Here is a 20703-nt window from a genome sequence, read left to right as displayed (position 1 = left end):
CTTAATGTTTAAAGTCAGGCATTTTGCTTATCTGATACCTGTTCAAGCGTATCTTGTTCTTTCTGTAACTGCTTCACAAGTGGCTCAAACATATTCTGATTATTTGCATTGAGTTTCATCAATGTCTTATGTGCATCCAGAACTGTTCTTAGCATTGCATTATGAGTGATCTGTTCATCAGTTAACGTTAGTGTGCAAACGTTAGGATCGCCACAGTAATTCAAAATGACAAAAACCTGCCCTAGCCCCATACTGTTGGCTAAGGTTGTGATATCTGGATTGGTAGATAGCATCACAGCTTGAATATGATGAGTTTGTTTAAGCTTTAAACCTAGCTTAGCCAGGATGCCTAACACCGTACTATCAATAAATGTTGTTTGGGTTAAATCAACGATTGCACCAACAACATTCTCTTGCTGTTCAATTCTGTTTAAAAGTTTGTCTAGACTTATACAAGAATGGGCTCGCACTTCACCAATAAGTTTGAAAATATGCGTTCCATTTAAACTTGCATATTCAACATGACCTGTTGACATATAAATGCCATTTTCAGAGAAGGATAGAAAAATTATCACATAGTGCCATCGCAGACTCAAGAGTCCTTAAGTCGTATATTATGTAATTAATTGATTCGTAAATTAATTCATTCGACAAAGACTAAAAATGGCAATGTCATCAGCCACATGATCGGGTGCTTGGAATGATTGATTTTGCAAATGATGAACCAATTGTTGGAACTGATCATTTAAGCCGCCATCAAAAGGTTCAAGGGCCCCATCTGAGCAAACAATGAAGCGTGCTTGGTGATTTAATGTACAAACATGCTCTTCAACTTCGAGTTCATCAGTCAAGCCTAATGGGAAGCTACTTGTTGTTAGAATTTTTGGAGCTTGATTGGGTTCAAAAATGATAGGAGGAGGGTAGTGCCCAGCACTTGACCAACGAAGTGTATGTGTTTCAAGGTTTAAAATACCCACCACAATCGTAATGTGCTTTTCAATATTCTCTTGAACTAACATGCCATTTAATTTTTTTATTAATTGCCTTGGGGTTTTAGAGCGGCCATGGAAAGCTGCCATCCAAGATGTTAATAAACTACTGGTTACACCATGTCCTGAAACATCGGCAAGATAAAATAAAACTTCCTTATCATTTAATTTCCAGTAGTCATACCAATCACCGGAGAGATAAGCTGAGGGTTGGAAGAAAGTTTCGACTTGATAATTTAATAAATCAATTGGATTAGGCAGTAATCGTTTTTGCAGTTCAGCAGCCGAAGGTAAGTCACGACTATCTTGGTTACGCTTATATTGAGCATCAATTCTTGATAATGCTTTATTTAAATCGGTAGGTAGTTGATTCCATACCCAACCTGCAAGAGCACCCGCTTCCCAAGCTTGAGCTAAAGCGCTACCTTCATGTTCAAAAGCAATGACAATGGTGGGTAAATTCCATTTATATGTTAGGAAATCTTGTACATCTGCTATTGCAATGATGGTTGGATCATATAAATCTAAATCATCTATGTTAATGACTTGTAAGCCTGGCAATTTATCCAAAGCTTGCTCTAAATAAGGGATAGAGCGTGTCGGTTTAATAAAATACATAGAAGAGATGGTAGTCCTTTTATATGATCACTTTATTCATCATAGAGTATGTATGATCAAAATCAAGGTATTGCCGAACTCTTAATCCGAGCAATACCTCGATTTCATCTTTTAAGGGTTTTGATTCTCATCTGGCGTATCTTCTGAGTCATCATCAATGAAAGATACATCAGCTGAGTCACCCTTTTTCTCTGCAATTTGGAATGCTTTACGTTGGAGGTATAAATCTCGAATCATGGCGTATTGATCACCTTGTAAGGTCTGATCTAGATCCAGATATTGAGCGCGCGTATCAACCGCTTGTAACATATTACTTGACCAATAAAGACCCTCTTGATCATCCATAACATATTTTTGTGGACGTGCTTGGGCGTCTACTGCTAAACCAAAACCATCACGTAAGGTACTTGGCCCGAAAAAAGGCAACATTAGGAATGGGCCAGAAGGAACACCATAGTAACCGAGAGTTACACCAAAATTCTCTTCTTCAGTCGGTAAACCTAAACGGCTGGCAGGGTCAGCTAAACCAAGAGTAGTTAACGTATTAATTGTAAAGCGACCTAGGGTTTTTGCCGCACGACCAGGGCGACCTTGAATAAGCTGGTTAACAGCATTCCAAGGTTCTCCAAGATTTTTACGGAACTGACGATAAGAACCACGGACATCTTCTGGAGTCTTTTCTCTATATTGCACAGCAACTGGGCGTAAAAAATTTCGATCCAACATGTCGTTAAATGAGTAAATTGGACGATTTAATGATTGTAATGGGTCTTTTACAGGATCTGGTTGTGCTGCATTCGCATTAATTTTTAAATCTTTAACTTTAATATTTTTTAAATCTTTAATAATTTGTGAGCGCGTATGAGTCGGTGCTGTTTCTTCTAGTGAGCTCGCATTAGAAGATTCACTTATAGTATTTTCTTGAGCATATAAAGAGGTACAAACACCTACAGATAATACGCTTAGTAAAATTAAATTAGAATAATTCATATAATTCCTTAACCGCCAGCCAGGCTAATACTTAAATGTGCAGTTGGGTGGAGATATGTTTTAATACAAAATTGATAACCTATTATCAATGTAAAATTGATCAAATAATATAGATAAAATGCTAAAAAGCTTAAAAAGTATCCGGTTGATGATATTGATTTAAAAAAAGGGTTGCAAAGGGAATTTAATGGTCTATAATGCACATCCATCGGCGGTGATGCAGATAGAAACTTGTTGAAAAACAGTTACTTGGAATTGAGTTGGTTGCTTTAAGTGATGAATTTGATGGTAAGTTGGTTTGAGAGATAAGTTTTAAAAATATCGAAATTACCTGTTGACTTTTAAGAGATTAAGAGTAATATAGCCGACCTAGCTTGCTGGTGACGAACCAGGAAGAAGATCATTAAGAGAATTGAAGAACAACTTGTGTGGATTTTTACTGATTGATTAATCGAAATAATTTTCATTGATTGATTGGTTTAAATTACTCGAAGTTTATTTGAGCGAAATTTAAGTCAGTAATTGATGAGCCAGAATTGGTACCTTGTCTTTAAATAAGGTACAAAATGATTTTAACTGAAGAGTTTGATCATGGCTCAGATTGAACGCTGGCGGCAGGCTTAACACATGCAAGTCGAGCGGAGAGAGGTAGCTTGCTACTGATCTTAGCGGCGGACGGGTGAGTAATGCTTAGGAATCTGCCTATTAGTGGGGGACAACATTTCGAAAGGAATGCTAATACCGCATACGTCCTACGGGAGAAAGCAGGGGATCTTCGGACCTTGCGCTAATAGATGAGCCTAAGTCGGATTAGCTAGTTGGTGGGGTAAAGGCCTACCAAGGCGACGATCTGTAGCGGGTCTGAGAGGATGATCCGCCACACTGGGACTGAGACACGGCCCAGACTCCTACGGGAGGCAGCAGTGGGGAATATTGGACAATGGGCGCAAGCCTGATCCAGCCATGCCGCGTGTGTGAAGAAGGCCTTATGGTTGTAAAGCACTTTAAGCGAGGAGGAGGCTACTTTAGTTAATACCTAGAGATAGTGGACGTTACTCGCAGAATAAGCACCGGCTAACTCTGTGCCAGCAGCCGCGGTAATACAGAGGGTGCAAGCGTTAATCGGATTTACTGGGCGTAAAGCGCGCGTAGGCGGCTAATTAAGTCAAATGTGAAATCCCCGAGCTTAACTTGGGAATTGCATTCGATACTGGTTAGCTAGAGTGTGGGAGAGGATGGTAGAATTCCAGGTGTAGCGGTGAAATGCGTAGAGATCTGGAGGAATACCGATGGCGAAGGCAGCCATCTGGCCTAACACTGACGCTGAGGTGCGAAAGCATGGGGAGCAAACAGGATTAGATACCCTGGTAGTCCATGCCGTAAACGATGTCTACTAGCCGTTGGGGCCTTTGAGGCTTTAGTGGCGCAGCTAACGCGATAAGTAGACCGCCTGGGGAGTACGGTCGCAAGACTAAAACTCAAATGAATTGACGGGGGCCCGCACAAGCGGTGGAGCATGTGGTTTAATTCGATGCAACGCGAAGAACCTTACCTGGCCTTGACATAGTAAGAACTTTCCAGAGATGGATTGGTGCCTTCGGGAACTTACATACAGGTGCTGCATGGCTGTCGTCAGCTCGTGTCGTGAGATGTTGGGTTAAGTCCCGCAACGAGCGCAACCCTTTTCCTTATTTGCCAGCGAGTAATGTCGGGAACTTTAAGGATACTGCCAGTGACAAACTGGAGGAAGGCGGGGACGACGTCAAGTCATCATGGCCCTTACGGCCAGGGCTACACACGTGCTACAATGGTCGGTACAAAGGGTTGCTACCTAGCGATAGGATGCTAATCTCAAAAAGCCGATCGTAGTCCGGATTGGAGTCTGCAACTCGACTCCATGAAGTCGGAATCGCTAGTAATCGCGGATCAGAATGCCGCGGTGAATACGTTCCCGGGCCTTGTACACACCGCCCGTCACACCATGGGAGTTTGTTGCACCAGAAGTAGCTAGCCTAACTGCAAAGAGGGCGGTTACCACGGTGTGGCCGATGACTGGGGTGAAGTCGTAACAAGGTAGCCGTAGGGGAACCTGCGGCTGGATCACCTCCTTAACGAAAGATTGACGATTGGTAAGAATCCACAACAAGTTGTTCTTCATAGATGTATCTGAGGGTCTGTAGCTCAGTTGGTTAGAGCACACGCTTGATAAGCGTGGGGTCACAAGTTCAAGTCTTGTCAGACCCACCATGACTTTGACTGGTTGAAGTTATAGATAAAAGATACATGACTGATGATGTAAGCTGGGGACTTAGCTTAGTTGGTAGAGCGCCTGCTTTGCACGCAGGAGGTCAGGAGTTCGACTCTCCTAGTCTCCACCAGAACTTAAGAGAAGTTCGGATTACAGAAATTAGTAAATAGAGATTTAGATCTTGGTTTATTAACTTCTGTGATTTAAGTATCACGGTATTAAGCATGACCTGACGAAGGCGTGTTTATTCATTAACAGATTGGCAAAATTGAGTCTGAAATAAATTGTTCACTCAAGAGTTTGGATTAAGCAATTAATCTAAATGAATTGAGAACTAGCAAATTAACTGAATCAAGCGTTTTGGTATGTGAATTTAGATTGAAGCTGTACAGTGTTTAAGTACACAGACAACAGATAGTAGCGATGAAGAATCGCACGGACAACACTCACTTGTAGGTGTTGACGACTGTTTGGGGTTGTATAGTCAAGTAATTAAGTGCATGTGGTGGATGCCTTGGCAGTCAGAGGCGATGAAAGACGTGATAGCCTGCGAAAAGCTCCGGGGAGGCGGCAAATATCCTTTGATCCGGAGATTTCTGAATGGGGGAACCCACCTACTTTAAGGTAGGTATTGCAACATGAATACATAGTGTTGCAAGGCGAACGAGGGGAAGTGAAACATCTCAGTACCCTTAGGAAAAGAAATCAATTGAGATTCCCTCAGTAGCGGCGAGCGAACGGGGATCAGCCCATTAAGTTATGTGTGTTTTAGTGGAACGCTCTGGGAAGTGCGAACGTAGAGGGTGATATTCCCGTACACGAAAGGGCACACATAATGATGACGAGTAGGGCGAGGCACGTGAAACCTTGTCTGAATATGGGGGGACCATCCTCCAAGGCTAAATACTCCTGACTGACCGATAGTGAACCAGTACCGTGAGGGAAAGGCGAAAAGAACCCCTGTGAGGGGAGTGAAATAGATCCTGAAACCGCATGCATACAAGCAGTGGGAGCACCTTCGTGGTGTGACTGCGTACCTTTTGTATAATGGGTCAGCGACTTATATTCAGTAGCAAGGTTAACCGTATAGGGGAGCCGTAGGGAAACCGAGTCTTAATAGGGCGTTTAGTTGCTGGGTATAGACCCGAAACCAGGCGATCTATCCATGAGCAGGTTGAAGGTTGGGTAACACTAACTGGAGGACCGAACCCACTGTCGTTGAAAAGCCAGGGGATGACTTGTGGATAGGGGTGAAAGGCTAATCAAGCCTGGTGATAGCTGGTTCTCCCCGAAAGCTATTTAGGTAGCGCCTCGGACGAATACCATAGGGGGTAGAGCACTGTTTCGGCTAGGGGGTCATCCCGACTTACCAAACCGATGCAAACTCCGAATACCTATGAGTACTATCCGGGAGACAGACTGCGGGTGCTAACGTCCGTAGTCAAGAGGAAAACAATCCAGACCGCCAGCTAAGGCCCCAAAATCATAGTTAAGTGGGAAACGATGTGGGAAGGCATAGACAGCTAGGAGGTTGGCTTAGAAGCAGCCACCCTTTAAAGAAAGCGTAATAGCTCACTAGTCGAGTCGGCCTGCGCGGAAGATGTAACGGGGCTAAAACTATGTGCCGAAGCTGCGGATTTGACATTAGTCAAGTGGTAGGGGAGCGTTCTGTAAGCCGATGAAGGTGTATTGAGAAGTATGCTGGAGGTATCAGAAGTGCGAATGCTGACGTGAGTAACGACAAAACGGGTGAAAAACCCGTTCGCCGAAAGACCAAGGGTTCCAGTCCAACGTTAATCGGGGCTGGGTGAGTCGACCCCTAAGGCGAGGCCGAAAGGCGTAGTCGATGGGAAATTGGTTAATATTCCAATACTTCTGTGTAATGCGATGAGAGGACGGAGAAGGTTAAGTCAGCCTGGCGTTGGTTGTCCAGGTGGAAGGATGTAGGTATGTATCTTAGGCAAATCCGGGGTACTCTATACTGAGATCCGATAGCAAGCTGTACTTGTACAGTGAAGTGGCTGATACCATGCTTCCAGGAAAAGTCTCTAAGCTTCAGTTACACAGGAATCGTACCCGAAACCGACACAGGTGGTCAGGTCGAGTAGACCAAGGCGCTTGAGAGAACTCTGCTGAAGGAACTAGGCAAAATGGTACCGTAACTTCGGGAGAAGGTACGCTGTTGTTGGTGATGGAACTTGCTTCCTGAGCTGACGACAGCCGCAGAAACCAGGCCGCTGCAACTGTTTATTAAAAACATAGCACTCTGCAAACACGAAAGTGGACGTATAGGGTGTGATGCCTGCCCGGTGCTGGAAGGTTAATTGATGGGGTTAGCGTAAGCGAAGCTCTTGATCGAAGCCCCAGTAAACGGCGGCCGTAACTATAACGGTCCTAAGGTAGCGAAATTCCTTGTCGGGTAAGTTCCGACCTGCACGAATGGCATAATGATGGCGGCGCTGTCTCCAGCAGAGGCTCAGTGAAATCGAAATCGCTGTGAAGATGCAGTGTACCCGCGGCTAGACGGAAAGACCCCGTGAACCTTTACTGCAGCTTGACACTGAACTTTGACCTTACTTGTGTAGGATAGGTGGGAGGCTTTGAAGTTGGAACGCTAGTTCCAATGGAGCCGTCCTTGAAATACCACCCTGGTAATGTTGAGGTTCTAACTCTGTCCCGTTATCCGGGACGAGGACCGTGTCTGGTGGGTAGTTTGACTGGGGCGGTCTCCTCCTAAAGAGTAACGGAGGAGTACGAAGGTGCGCTCAGCGTGGTCGGAAATCACGCGTAGAGTATAAAGGCAAAAGCGCGCTTAACTGCGAGACCCACAAGTCGAGCAGGTACGAAAGTAGGTCTTAGTGATCCGGTGGTTCTGTATGGAAGGGCCATCGCTCAACGGATAAAAGGTACTCTGGGGATAACAGGCTGATACCGCCCAAGAGTTCATATCGACGGCGGTGTTTGGCACCTCGATGTCGGCTCATCTCATCCTGGGGCTGAAGCAGGTCCCAAGGGTATGGCTGTTCGCCATTTAAAGAGGTACGCGAGCTGGGTTTAGAACGTCGTGAGACAGTTCGGTCCCTATCTACCGTGGGCGCTGGAAATTTGAGAGGATCTGCTCCTAGTACGAGAGGACCAGAGTGGACGAACCTCTGGTGTACCGGTTGTGACGCCAGTCGCATCGCCGGGTAGCTATGTTCGGAAGGGATAACCGCTGAAAGCATCTAAGCGGGAAGCCTACCTCAAGATAAGATTTCCCTAGGAATTTATTCCTCTAAAGAGCCGTTCGAGACTAGGACGTTGATAGGTTGGATGTGGAAGCATAGTGATATGTGAAGCTGACCAATACTAATTGCTCGTGAGGCTTGACTATACAACACCCAAGCAGTTGTATATGAAGCATCAATCGATTCATAAATATGCAAAGCAACTTGATTTAGTTAAACACTTAGCTAAAATGAACAACGAAAAATCAGATTCAATCAGCCCATCTGTAAAGATTTGGAAAACGCAACGTATCACACAGTGAATAAAACGAAGCAAGTATCCATAAACAGTTGTGCTGGCGACCATAGCAAGAGTGAACCACCTGATCCCTTCCCGAACTCAGAAGTGAAACCTCTTAGCGCTGATGGTAGTGTGGGGTTACCCATGTGAGAGTAAGTCATCGCCAGCTCATTATTACAAACACCCCCATTCCAATGAATGGGGGTGTTTTTTTATCGTGATAAAAAATATATGTGTGGGGAATAAATATAAAATAGTAAGCTATGAGTTGAAATCTTAAAATTTAATAGAAAAAAACTATACAATCGAAGAGTAATCAATTAGACAAAATTAAAAGAGGGCTAGTTCCTCCTAATTAACTTTTTATAACAAGATTTCGTGTCTGACTTTGTATGAGAACCATGTTTGATAGAATTAATTTAATAAGATTATTTTTATAATTGGAAAAATCTCTTTTTTCTTCTACAAATTTCAGTTGGATATGTATAACAAATGGAGACTATATGTTATAAATATTGAATAGGCATGATTTTTGCTTGTTTTATGGAAAATGAAATATATGAAATTATCTGTTGGATTGAAAGTAGCGAATTCTCTATCGTTAACACCTCAATTGCAGCAGGCGATTCGTTTGTTACAACTCTCTAGTTTAGAGCTTGAACAGGAAATTCAGATTCAACTAGATAGTAATCCTTTACTTGAAAAAATAGAAGAAGAATCACTAACGGAGAGTCTGGCTGCATTAGAAAATAAAGAATCAGATGACTTAACGACTGAGCTAAATGCAGACCATTTGCCTGATGATTTACCCGTTGATACTGAGTGGGATGATGTTTATACCCATCAATCAACAGCTTTGGCTACTCCAGAATTTGAAGAACGAGAGGATAATCGCCAAGTTCAATTATCGCTAAAGGAACATATTCTAGAACAAGTTAATCTTTTGCATTTTTCTAAAATAGATCAATTAATTGCTTATTGTATTGTTGATGCATTAGATGATAAAGGGTTTTTAGATGCTGAAATTGAAGAAATAATTTTAGCGGCACAACAATTATTGAATGAAATGGATATTGAGGAAGAGATCGAAGAAGATGAGGTTTTAGTTGTCTTAAAACACATTCAACGACTTGATCCTTTAGGGATTGGTTCGCGTAATTTAGCGGAATGTTTAAAAATACAGCTAGAGTTTCTGCCCAAAGATGTTGAATATCTAAATGAGGCAAAAAATCTATTACAGTATTATGAGCTTTTGATAGCCAATGATCTTAATAAATTACTCAAACAAACTGGTTTAACGAAAGACCAATTAAAGTTTGCAATCAATCTTTTAAAAACGTTAAAACCTTATCCTGGTATGGATTTTGATAAGCAAGAATCTGATTATCAAATTCCCGATGTAGTAGTTTCAAAAAAAGATTTACATTGGCAGGTTCAGCTAAACCCAGATGTACTTCCTAAATTAAGAATTAATTCTTTTTACTCTAGTATGATTCGTAGAGCAGATCAGAGTGAGGATAATTTATATTTACGTAACCAGATGCTTGAGGCGAAAAACTTTATTAAAAGTATTGATGAAAGGCATAAAACGTTATTAAAAGTAGCTTCTTGTATCGTAGAGCATCAAAAAGCTTTTTTGGAAATAGGCCCGGAAGCGATGAAGCCGCTAGTTCTTCGAGACGTGGCAGAAGAAGTCGAATTGCATGAATCTACAGTTTCTCGTGTAACTACAAATAAATATATGCTTACGCCTCGTGGTCTATTTGAGTTGAAATATTTTTTCTCTAGCCATGTAGGAACAACAGCAGGGGGAGAGGCATCTTCCACCGCAATTCGGGCAATGATTAAGAAACTAGTCGCCAACGAAAATCCACGTAAGCCTTTGTCAGATAATGTAATTGCTACATTGTTAAAGGATGAGGGAATTGAAGTGGCTCGAAGAACGGTCGCAAAATATCGAGAATCGTTACATATTCCTTCGTCGTCTGAAAGAAAAGTCTTGATCTGAATTTTGAAGTATGGCTATTCTAGAGATTCATTATAACGAAATAATGAAATTTCATTTTCACCAAGAGAGTAACTAAAATGGTTTAATTGTTCTAAGTTTTCTTTTTGATAGCATTAAATCGTTTTAGTTCTTCTTTAGATAACCTAAAAAAGGTGAGGGATAGAATTATGCAAATAACGATTCGTGGACATCATTTAGCAATTACACCAGCTATAGAAGAAAATATTAAATCAAAATTTAATCAGTTAACAAAACACTTAGATCAGGTGAATAGTATGCAGATTAAATTAACAAAAGATCATCAAATTGATAAGCGCTCTCATAAAGGTAGTTCGAACCATGTTGCAGAGGCTATTGTAAGATTGCCGGGAATTGAGTTGTTTGCTCAGGCAACTGCTGATGATATGTATACTTCAATTAAAAAACTAACTGAAAAATTAAAAAAACAATTATTAAAATATCGGAAAATGCAGTGCACTTATTCGCAAGTTGCTGTTTCTATTTAATAAGTTTTATATAATTGAAAGAGGCTTGAAACATAGCCTCTTTTTTATTGATAAAATATAAACACGTACTGAATTCTTTGAAAAAGTTATAGTAAAATACTTCGTTTTACACCTTAGGTTGTGTCAGAGGTCTTTGCAATGAATAGTGAACAGCTCACTCAAATTTTAAAAGAAGCTTTCCCTGAAGCGGAAGTAGCGGTGAGCGGACAGGCCGGAAAATTTGACCTCCGTATTGTGGATGATCAATTTGACGGTAAGCGTACTGTTGCTCGCCAACAATTAGTTTATGCACCATTAAATACTTATATTGCAAGTGGCGAAGTTCACGCGGTGACAATTCGTGCAATGACCAAAGATGAATGGCGTAAAGCAAGCCTTTTCGGAGCTTAAATATTAATGGATAAATTTTTAATTACGGGTGGTGTTAAGCTCGACGGGGAAGTGCGCATTTCTGGGGCTAAAAATGCAGCTTTACCATTACTTGCTGCAACTATTCTTGCAGACTCTCCAATTACGATCACTAATGTTCCAAATCTTAAAGACGTAAATACTTTGGTCAAGTTGATTGGTGGGTTAGGGGTTACAATCAGCTATGAAAATGACACAGTAAAAGCTGATACCTCTACTTTAGATAATCAGTTTGCTCCTTATGAACTAGTAAAAACGATGCGTGCCTCAATTTTGGTTTTAGGACCATTATTAGCACGTTACGGTAATGCAAAAGTTTCTTTACCTGGTGGTTGTGCAATTGGATCACGTCCAGTTGATCAACATTTAAAAGCTTTAGAAGCTTTAGGTGCACATATTGAAGTTGAAAATGGTTATGTCCATGCTTCAGTTGAAGGTCGTTTAAAAGGTGGTGAAGTTGTTTTTGATATGGTTACCGTTGGCGGTACTGAAAACATCTTGATGGCTGCTGCACTAGCTGATGGTGTTACGACAATTCGTAATGCAGCTCGTGAACCTGAAATCACTGACCTTGCTCAAATGCTCATTAAAATGGGTGCTAAGATTGAAGGACTTGATACTGATACTCTTGTTGTAACAGGCGTAGAAAGTTTGCATGGCTGTGAATATGCCGTTGTAGCTGATCGTATCGAAACGGGTTCTTATTTGGCCGCTGCTGCAATTACGGGTGGTCGTGTCAAAACTACACATACCGATCCTGCATTACTTGAATCTGTTTTAGATAAGTTTGAAGAAATGGGTGCTGAAGTCACTCGTGGTGATGATTGGATCGAACTTGATATGTTAGGCAAACGCCCTAAAGCCGTAAGTTTTAGAACTTTGCCACATCCAGAGTTTCCAACAGATATGCAAGCTCAGCTTATGGCGGTAAACGCTATTGGTCGTGGATTTGCAACTATCTCTGAAACGATTTTTGAAAATCGTTTTATGCATGTTCCTGAATTGTCACGTATGGGCGCTAATATTCAGGTTGAAGGTCATGATGCTGTCGTAACTGGAGTAGAAACTTTACAGGCTGCACCTGTAATGGCAACGGATTTGCGTGCTTCGTTCTCTTTAGTTTTAGCAGCTTTAGTTGCAGAGGGAGATACCTTAATTGACCGTATCTACCATATTGACCGTGGTTATGAGCATGTCGAAGAGAAACTTCAAGGTTTAGGTGCCAAAATTAAGCGAGTAAGTTAATGAATGATGTAAGAAACGATGATCCTAATTTTGATGTGATGGGCAATTTTGATCATGGTTTGACCTTGGCACTCAGTAAAGGCCGCATCTTAAAAGAGACGTTACCTTTACTAGCTACTGCGGGTATTAATTTGCTCGAAGATCCGGAAAAGTCCCGTAAACTGATTTTTCCTACTACGCATAAGCGAGTACGTATTTTAATTCTACGTGCATCTGATGTACCTACCTATGTAGAGAATGGCGCAGCAGATCTAGGTGTAGCAGGTAAAGATGTGTTGATGGAACACGGTGCTCAGCATGTATATGAGCTACTTGACCTGAAAATCGCTAAGTGTAAATTGATGACTGCTGGTAAAGTGGGGATGGAGCGTCCAAAAGGCCGTTTAAAAATTGCCACGAAATATGTCAATCTTACACGTCAATATTATGCAAGCCTAGGTGAGCAAGTCGATGTGATCAAGCTCTATGGTTCTATGGAGCTAGCGCCTTTGGTCGGTTTGGGCGATTACATTGTGGATGTTGTTGATACGGGTAATACGCTAAGAGCGAATGGTCTTGAGCCATTAGAGGAGATTTGCAAAGTCTCTTCACGTTTAATTGTAAATAAAGCCAGTTTTAAACGTAAGCAAACTCTATTAAACCCAATCATTTCACAGCTCGAGCAAGCTGTTCAATCACGTTAAAAGCAATTTCCCATCATGCTTTTGTGATAGTTGCTTCAGATGATGCCCACAAGCGCTTAGAAAAAGAGTAAACTTGTTTTTTCTTTTTCGCCTTGTGGGTAAATTGATGCGACGTTTATCGACTCAAGATCAGAACTTCAAACAGGTTTTTGCTGAGCTTTTAGCATTTGAAACCGTGAGTGATCTTAATTTAGTGCAAACAGTAGATCAAATTATTGCTGATGTTCGTCAGCATGGTGATGATTATGTTTTAAAGCTTACTCAACAGTTCGATCGACATCCTGCGCATCAATTTTCAGATTTAGAGTTATCTCAACAACAGCTTAAAACTGCTTTTGATAATTTAAGCCCAGAAATTCGCGATGCTCTTCAGTTAGCAGCAACTCGTATTCGTACATTTCATGAAGTTCAGAAACAAGATAGCTGGACTTATGTAGATGATTTGGGCAATACATTAGGGCAAAAAGTCACGCCTCTAGACCGTGTGGGTATTTATGTGCCAGGTGGTTTAGCATCTTATCCGTCTTCAGTTTTAATGAACGCTGTGCCAGCCCACGTTGCTGGTGTACCTGAAATTATTATGGTTGTTCCTGCGCCAAACGGTGAATTAAATCCATTGGTTCTCGCGGCGGCTTACCTTGCGGGAGTTAGTCGAGTATTCACTATTGGGGGGGCGCAAGCAGTAGCGGCTCTTGCTTATGGTACTCAGACCATTCCACCTGTAGATAAAATCACTGGTCCGGGGAATCGTTTTGTAGCAGCTGCTAAACGTGCTGTGTTTGGTCAAGTCGGCATCGATATGATTGCCGGACCTTCTGAAATTTTAGTATATGCAGAAGGTGAGAATAATGCAGATTGGTTGGCTATGGATGTTTTATCACAAGCTGAACATGACACTGTGGCTCAAGCTATTTTTATAACTCCAGATGAAGCTTTGTTTAATGCAGTCGAGTTGGCAATTGAAAAGCATTTAAATGAATTGCCAAAGGCAGATATTGCAAGAACTTCGATTGAAAACCGTGGTGCTTTGGTATTAGTTAAAGACCGCGCAGAAGCAATTGAGTTAATTAATCAGGTTGCACCAGAGCATTTGGAACTGTGCTTAGATGATGCAGAAGCAATGAGTGAAGAGATTCGTCATGCTGGAGCAATTTTCATGGGACGTTATACACCTGAAGCAATCGGTGACTATTGCGCGGGTCCAAACCATGTATTGCCGACATCTGGAACTGCCCGTTTTTCTTCTCCTTTAGGCGTTTATGATTTCCAAAAACGTTCAAGCTTGATTATGTGTTCAAAAGATGGGGTTAAAACGTTAGCTAAAACAGCCGACATATTAGCTGTCCAAGAGAACTTAGATGCCCATGCACGCTCAGCTCGCTATCGTTATCAATAAGCTTATAAACCTTGTAGTTTTTTTAATTATTACTCAGGGCTGATTTTCAGCCCTTTTTTGAGATAAGACTATGACTGTATCTACAGCACAAATGCGCTTTTGGAGTCCAGAAGTTCGTGAATTAGAACCTTATGTTCCGGGTGAGCAACCTAAAATTCAGAATTTATTGAAACTCAATACGAATGAAAATCCATATCCGCCATCACCAAAAGTAGTTGAAGCGGTTCAAGCTGTTTTAACTCATCAAGCTGATGCATTACGTTTATATCCCGATCCAGATGCTACAGCTTTAAAGCAAGCAATTGCTAAACAACAGAATATTGAAGTATCTCAAGTTTTCGTTGGCAATGGCTCTGATGAAGTACTTGCTCATATTTTTAAAGCATTTTTTCTTCAAGACGAACCGATTCTTTATCCAGATATCACTTATAGCTTTTATCCAGTTTATAGTCAGTTCTTTGGAACAAAAACTAAAGAAATTCCGCTCAATGAAAATTTTGAGATTGAAGTTAAAGATTACGCGCAACCAAATGGTGGGGTTATTATTACCAACCCTAATGCTCCAACAAGTATTGCACTAGGCTTAGCCGAAATTGAACAAATTTTAAAAGCTAATCCAGATCGGGTGGTTGTCATTGATGAAGCTTATGTTGATTTCGGTGCAGAATCAGCGGTGAGTTTAGTAAATCGCTATGAAAATCTAGTTGTGTGCCAAACAACTTCAAAATCTCGCTCTCTTGCGGGTTTACGCGTTGGCTTTGCGATTGCTCAGTCTCATTTAATTGCGGCTCTTGAAGCTGTCAAAAATAGTTTTAACTCATATCCTATTGACCGTTTTGCAATTGCAGCCGCGGTAGCTTCTTTTGAAGATCAGGCTTATTTTGAGGAACAATGTCAAAAAGTTATTTCTAGTCGTGAAAAATTAGTCGATAACTTAACTGCTTTGGACTTTAAAGTTTTACCTTCTAAAGCAAACTTTATTTTTGCTTCTCACTCATCGCATGATGCAGGTCAGCTTGCCCAGCAATTGCGTGAACAAGGTATTATCGTGCGCTATTTCAATAAGCCTCGTATTAATCAATTCTTGCGAATTACTGTAGGAACTGATGAGCAAAATGAGCGTTTAGTACAGACATTAAAAGAAGATATTCTCTAAATTTTACTCTGCTGTGCTGTTCATCAAGTTCAGCATCGCAGAGACTTTATCAAGACTTTCTTGATATTCTGCTTCTGCATTTGATGCAATTGTAATACCTCCACCAGCCCATAAAGAAAGCTGATTCTGATATTGTTGGAAACTGCGGATAAGAATATTCCAGCGACCTGTTCCATCAAAATTGAAATACCCTAATGTCCCGCAATATGCACCTCTTGCTTCTTCTTCCAACTCTTCAATAATTTGCATTGCCCGAATTTTTGGGGCACCTGTGATTGAGCCTCCGGGTAAGGCTGAAAGCAACATTTGCATAGGATTGATATCGTCTTTAAGGGTCGCAACGATCTCACTTACCATGTGATGTACTTGATTAAAACTTTCAATCTCGAATAGTTTTGTCGTTTTTACAGATCCTGTATTGGCATAAATGCTCAAATCATTACGTAATAAATCGACAATCATCACGTTTTCAGCTTGGTCTTTTTGAGAGTTTTTTAAAGTTTGTTTAGAAATATAATCTTTTTCTATATTTTCATAGCGAGGCATTGTGCCTTTAATAGGTCTAGTTTTAATTTGTTTATTTTGATTAAATTCGATGAAAAGCTCGGGAGAGCAACTTAATAACTCAAAATCATCTAATTTTAAATAACCTGCATATGGAGCATTTGTAAGTTTCCATAGATCTTTAGCTTTATTTAATAAGGATCCTGAAAATTTAGCTTTAAACTCTTGGGTTAAATTAATTTGATAGCAGTCTCCAGCCTTAATATATTCTTGTATTTTATAGAAAGCATCGAGGTACTGTTTTTTAGACCATCTTGGTTGAATGGTGGTTTTTAATTCAAATATATTTTTAGAGTTATTAGAAATAAAATTATGTATTTTATTTTCAATATATGAGAATAGATCAAGAGCATCTACTTCATCACTAAAAAAATACCAGTCATTATCTATATATTTTAAAAAAGAACGATATTGGCCTATGAATAAAGAAGGTTGTATATGATTTTTACCATTAATAAATTGATGCGCACTGAAATCATAACTGATAAAGCCAATATACCCCCCCATAAAACTTGTTATAGTCTGAATATTATTTTTTGAATTAACTTCTTTAAACCGAATAAAATCTATTAATTGGTTTGGTTTTGATATATTTTTATATTCATTAAAATTTTGACGCTCAAATTCTAAATAATTTTCATCTTGAATTAGAATATATTGTTGAGGGAGAAATCCAACAATTGGATTGTTATTATCATTTAAATAAATAAGCCCATTTAATCCGTCTAATTTTTTTAAAATATCGGCAGCATTTTTACCATGTAAAGAGATTTTTTTCTTTAACTGAGACATTTTTAAATAAGAGACAGTGGTTAAGGAGAGAGTAATTAGTTTACTACAAGTTGTAGTTCATCAGTAGAAAGTCTTTTAACTGATAATCTTTTTTGCTGATAAAATGAACGAAAATTTAACTTAGGATTTATGGTTTTTAGCAGGGTTTATTAAGAAAAACTTGAGCGTACCGTTTGTCGGGTAGTTGGCAAAAAATGCACAACACTAGTTGAACAAAAATTAACGTAGATGTAATTTAGTAATTGCTAAGCAAAACTACTCAAGGATTGGAAGTTTCGGTTGCCATATAAAGAAAAATGCAACTTGAGACAATGAGAGTGGTTAAGTCAAAAAATAAATGCTCTTGGGAGAGTGCTCAATGAAAATGTTTACTAAACTTGCTTTAGTTTCTTCTTTAGCTATCAGCGCAAATGCAATGGCAATGCAGTCAATGGACGATGCTGCGCTTAGTGCTGCTACAGGTCAAGATGGTATTAATATCGGTATTGCTTTAGGTACTGACGGTATTAATATCAGTAAACTATATTTACATGATAATGATGGTTTGGGTACTGCAACAGGAATTGTAGGTGCATCAGGTACTGCGGGTGCGATCGCAATTAATGGTATCACTCTTAAACAAACAGGTACTGATCCACTTTTAAATTTAGCAATTGACACGAATGGTGCTTCTGGTACTAACGGTGCTTTCTTAAACGTTGCGGCAACGGTTGGTGCTGTTGATGTGCATGTTGGCTCAATTGGTGTGGGTACTTCTGGTACTGTAAATGAAACTACAGCAACTCGTGGTATCACTGAAACAGCGCCAACAGAAATCATTACTGGTTTAGATTTGTCTTTAGGTAAAATTACTGCAAATATTCAGTTAGGTGCCGCTCCTCAAGGTGCAATGATTAAAGTGAATTCAAGTTTGCAGGGTGGCTTAAATATCTCTAATCTTGGTATTAAAGATGCTGCTGGCGGTGGTACCATCAAACTTGACAAAATCATGGTACGTGGCGCTAATGCTACAGGTGATCTAGATGTAAATGCTGGTATTTCTGTAAAAACAACAGGACTAGAAATTAAAAACAACAGTACTCAAGCAATGAATGTATATTTACAAGGTGTACATTTGGGTACAGCTGCTTCAATTGGTGATGTCGAAGTTCAAGGCTTAAATGTTGCTAACTCTACAATTACAATTTCTGGACACTAATTTTAAAAGTCAAAAAACAAAAGCGCGTTTAATACGCGCTTTTTTTATTAAATGAAAAAAGAGGTTTTAATATAATATAATTGTTTAATTTAAAAATATTATATGAATATTATATATCTAGATAAGAAATTAATCGAAGTGAGAATTAATTAACAATTTAAATAGAGTAAAACTATACATTCATCAAAAAGATTAAAAAAAAGCTGTTTTTTACAGAAAAAAAAGGTATCTTCAACACACAGGGATGTAGAGCTATTGCTCTAAGAATAAAATGAATAAGGCCAGTTAGGCCACCAGTTAGACCAAGTGCTTATGTTAGAGATTGCTTTAGGCTCGGCATTGATATATTACTTTGCGACAGAAGCCTTCGAAATAGAAAAAAAGCCACCGGGAACTGTTTATTATACAGAAACCGCCGATTCACGTAATTTATCTTTTCGCCGTAGTCATATTGAACCAGTCACGATTAAACCAGCTGTAGAAGATCAGTTCAGAGGTATTGTTCGTCAAGCTTATGACTATAGTTGTGGTTCAGCTGCTCTTACTACACTTTTAAATGGTTATGTGGGGACGAGTTTGACTGAACAGCAGACCATGAGTGGTCTACTACAGTACGGCGAATATCAACGTATTATTGAGCGTCGAAGTTTCTCATTACTTGATATGAAGCGTTTCGTTACTGCAATTGGTTTAGAGAGTGGCGGTTATCGGGGAGAGTTTTCTGATTTAGTTAAACTTGGTCAACCTGCAATCGTTCCTATTTCATATGCTGGTTTTAAACATTTCGTCGTATATAAAGCTTATAAAGATGGAAGAGTATATGTAGCTGATCCTGCTTTAGGAAATATCAGCTTTGATGAAAATCGTTTTAAAGAAATCTGGGACAATAATACTTTATTTGTTATTTCTGTTCCTGAATCTCAGCGTAAAGATCTATTAGCATTAAAAGAAGCTGATATGCGTCATGTAGAAGATGCAACAGTCAATCGGTATGCTTTTGTTGATGTGCAGTATCCAACATTTAATTATGACCGTTTAGCAAACAAAGCTTCAACGATGCGTCGCGTCTTGGATAATGATAACCATTCTCCAACATATAATCAGCCGATAGAAACTTATATGCGTCTTTATTACAAGCGTAAATAGTCAAATTTTAATTTAGTAAAATAAATAGATTGGGTGGGAAGAAATATGAATAATCGATGGATGAAGATGAGTGTGTTGGCATTAAGTTTAATTGCCATTACAGATACACTTTATGCAGATGATCAAGTTGCAGAAGCGAGTACACAAAATAGTGTAGCTGTTCCTGAGGTGAGTACAAAGCCAGAAGTAATGCCAACAACAAATTCAGTGCAAGAACAGAAAACAGCTCCGACCACAGAGGGGGGAATCACTGAATCTGCACCTACATCAGCTACTCCAGAAGCAAATCAAGCAGCTACTGCTTTACAGAAAAAAGAAGGTGATGCGAGTCAAGAAACAAATTTACAAGAAGTATTTACTTCAAATGAGCGTCAATACTCATTAATTAAAAAAGGGGTTATTTCTTCTTATTATGACCTTGATTATACATATTATCGTGATACTCGAATTGACTTAGCTTTATCGGATAATTCTTCTCAACTCAATCGTTTACGTGTAGAAGAAGATGCAAACCACACTTTAACAAATAGTTTTACTTTTCAATATGGTGTTCTTGATAACTTAACTCTTTCAGCAACTTTACCTTTTGTTGCAAAGTCTGAAATTATTAAAGATAAAACTACTGCTGGTTTGGGTGATATTGCTTTGGGTGCTCGTTGGGAACCATTTCCTTTAAAGCAAGGACGTTTACCATTAGTTCTTTTTGGTAGCCTATCCACCAAAACGGGTGACAGTCCGTATGAGATAGGCTTAGATGAGCTCTCTACGGGTAAAGGTTATTACTCTGTAGGAGTAGGAGCAAGTACTCGTAAGTATATCGATCCCGTCGTTTTATTCGCTTCTGCATCTGCCAATTATGGTTTTAAAGAAACAGGCCTTGATCAGGCACGTGGAGGAGGAAAAAACGGAAGAAGAATTCTAACTTCATTTGATCCTGGCATTAGCGGTGGTTTCTCATTTGGTTTCGCCTACTCGTTTAACTACGATGTATCTTTAACGATGTCTTATCAGCAAAGTTTCAACATGGATGCTGAGTTTGAATTTGATAATGGTAACGAATCTTACACTTCACCAGATCAAAGTAGCGCAATGCTCTCATTTGCTCTAGGTGTACGTGTATCACCTGAAACGATTGTCAATGGTACGGTGGGTATTGGTTTAACAGAAGATGCACCAGATATTTCGCTTGGTCTATCTTTCCCGTTAGATATTTTAGGTTTTGGCAAAAAGCAAAAATAAGGAGATATTA

15 protein-coding genes, 2 tRNA genes and 3 rRNA genes are annotated in these 20703 nt (G+C 39.8%); 16 read left to right on the top strand and 4 right to left on the bottom strand.

Annotated elements, in window-relative coordinates:
- Positions 1–14 precede the first annotated feature (14 nt).
- The 3 genes from gigB to ACYU0V_RS15215 form a co-directional block, all read right to left on the bottom strand.
- Positions 15–536, bottom strand: a complete 522-nt coding sequence (gigB, locus tag ACYU0V_RS15225; protein ID WP_002117273.1) for an anti-anti-sigma factor GigB — start codon at positions 534–536, stop codon at positions 15–17.
- A gap of 102 nt (positions 537–638) precedes the next feature.
- Positions 639–1607: an RsbU family protein phosphatase GigA gene (gene gigA / locus ACYU0V_RS15220; RefSeq protein WP_461848106.1), complete on the bottom strand. Its 969-nt coding sequence runs from the start codon at positions 1605–1607 to the stop codon at positions 639–641.
- A gap of 111 nt (positions 1608–1718) precedes the next feature.
- Positions 1719–2597, bottom strand: coding sequence for an MlaA family lipoprotein (locus ACYU0V_RS15215; protein ID WP_228722600.1), 879 nt, complete (start codon positions 2595–2597; stop codon positions 1719–1721).
- Positions 2598–3170: 573 nt separating this feature from the next.
- Between ACYU0V_RS15215 and ACYU0V_RS15210 the strand changes: the two genes are divergently transcribed.
- The 13 genes from ACYU0V_RS15210 to hisC all read left to right on the top strand — a co-directional run bounded on the left by ACYU0V_RS15210 (position 3171) and on the right by hisC (position 15754).
- Positions 3171–4708: ribosomal RNA gene (locus ACYU0V_RS15210) — 16S ribosomal RNA — on the top strand.
- Positions 4709–4767: 59 nt separating this feature from the next.
- Positions 4768–4844, top strand: a tRNA-Ile gene (locus ACYU0V_RS15205).
- A 55-nt stretch (positions 4845–4899) separates the two neighbouring features.
- A tRNA-Ala gene (locus tag ACYU0V_RS15200) sits at positions 4900–4975 on the top strand.
- Positions 4976–5327: 352 nt separating this feature from the next.
- A 23S ribosomal RNA gene (locus ACYU0V_RS15195) occupies positions 5328–8218 on the top strand.
- A gap of 21 nt (positions 8219–8239) precedes the next feature.
- Complete coding sequence (locus ACYU0V_RS15190) at positions 8240–8374, top strand: hypothetical protein (RefSeq protein WP_447512500.1); 135 nt, start codon at positions 8240–8242, stop codon at positions 8372–8374.
- A gap of 32 nt (positions 8375–8406) precedes the next feature.
- Positions 8407–8521, top strand: a 5S ribosomal RNA gene (gene rrf / locus ACYU0V_RS15185).
- Together the 16S, 23S and 5S rRNA genes with 2 tRNA genes alongside form the textbook arrangement of a ribosomal RNA operon.
- Before the next feature lie 390 nt (positions 8522–8911).
- Entirely contained in the window at positions 8912–10360 is a 1449-nt protein-coding gene (locus tag ACYU0V_RS15180) for an RNA polymerase factor sigma-54 (protein ID WP_016803219.1), read from the top strand.
- 167 nt (positions 10361–10527) lie between these two features.
- The gene (gene hpf, locus ACYU0V_RS15175; protein WP_005071251.1) at positions 10528–10866 is read left to right on the top strand and encodes a ribosome hibernation-promoting factor, HPF/YfiA family; all 339 of its coding nucleotides are present in this window, start codon (positions 10528–10530) and stop codon (positions 10864–10866) included.
- 138 nt (positions 10867–11004) lie between these two features.
- The gene (gene ibaG / locus ACYU0V_RS15170; RefSeq protein WP_002115399.1) at positions 11005–11256 is read left to right on the top strand and encodes a BolA family iron metabolism protein IbaG; all 252 of its coding nucleotides are present in this window, start codon (positions 11005–11007) and stop codon (positions 11254–11256) included.
- A 6-nt stretch (positions 11257–11262) separates the two neighbouring features.
- A complete protein-coding gene (gene murA / locus ACYU0V_RS15165; protein ID WP_199993488.1) occupies positions 11263–12519 on the top strand; it encodes a UDP-N-acetylglucosamine 1-carboxyvinyltransferase in 1257 nt (418 codons plus the stop codon).
- A complete protein-coding gene (hisG, locus tag ACYU0V_RS15160) occupies positions 12519–13202 on the top strand; it encodes an ATP phosphoribosyltransferase (RefSeq protein WP_461848102.1) in 684 nt (227 codons plus the stop codon). Before murA ends, hisG begins: the two co-directional genes overlap by 1 nt.
- A gap of 106 nt (positions 13203–13308) precedes the next feature.
- The gene (gene hisD, locus ACYU0V_RS15155; RefSeq protein ID WP_461848100.1) at positions 13309–14598 is read left to right on the top strand and encodes a histidinol dehydrogenase; all 1290 of its coding nucleotides are present in this window, start codon (positions 13309–13311) and stop codon (positions 14596–14598) included.
- A 70-nt stretch (positions 14599–14668) separates the two neighbouring features.
- A complete protein-coding gene (hisC, locus tag ACYU0V_RS15150) occupies positions 14669–15754 on the top strand; it encodes a histidinol-phosphate transaminase (RefSeq protein ID WP_461848099.1) in 1086 nt (361 codons plus the stop codon).
- 3 nt (positions 15755–15757) lie between these two features.
- Here the strand turns inward: hisC and ACYU0V_RS15145 are convergent, their stop codons facing one another.
- Positions 15758–17110: an anthranilate synthase component I family protein gene (locus ACYU0V_RS15145; RefSeq protein WP_461848097.1), complete on the bottom strand. Its 1353-nt coding sequence runs from the start codon at positions 17108–17110 to the stop codon at positions 15758–15760.
- A gap of 358 nt (positions 17111–17468) precedes the next feature.
- Here ACYU0V_RS15145 and filA point away from each other — a divergent pair, with 358 nt between their 5' ends.
- The 3 genes from filA (at position 17469) to filC (ending at position 20693) form a co-directional block, all read left to right on the top strand.
- Positions 17469–18308, top strand: coding sequence for a putative pilus system protein FilA (filA, locus tag ACYU0V_RS15140; RefSeq protein ID WP_060466201.1), 840 nt, complete (start codon positions 17469–17471; stop codon positions 18306–18308).
- A gap of 312 nt (positions 18309–18620) precedes the next feature.
- Entirely contained in the window at positions 18621–19454 is an 834-nt protein-coding gene (filB, locus tag ACYU0V_RS15135; protein WP_060466200.1) for a putative pilus system C39 family peptidase FilB, read from the top strand.
- A 45-nt stretch (positions 19455–19499) separates the two neighbouring features.
- Complete coding sequence (gene filC / locus ACYU0V_RS15130; protein WP_068564831.1) at positions 19500–20693, top strand: putative pilus system protein FilC; 1194 nt, start codon at positions 19500–19502, stop codon at positions 20691–20693.
- Positions 20694–20703: the final 10 nt, after the last annotated feature.

Source organism: Acinetobacter sp. X9 (genome assembly GCF_054889255.1).
Note: the sequence above shows the minus strand (reverse complement) of the source record. Positions and strands in the feature narration are given on the sequence as shown.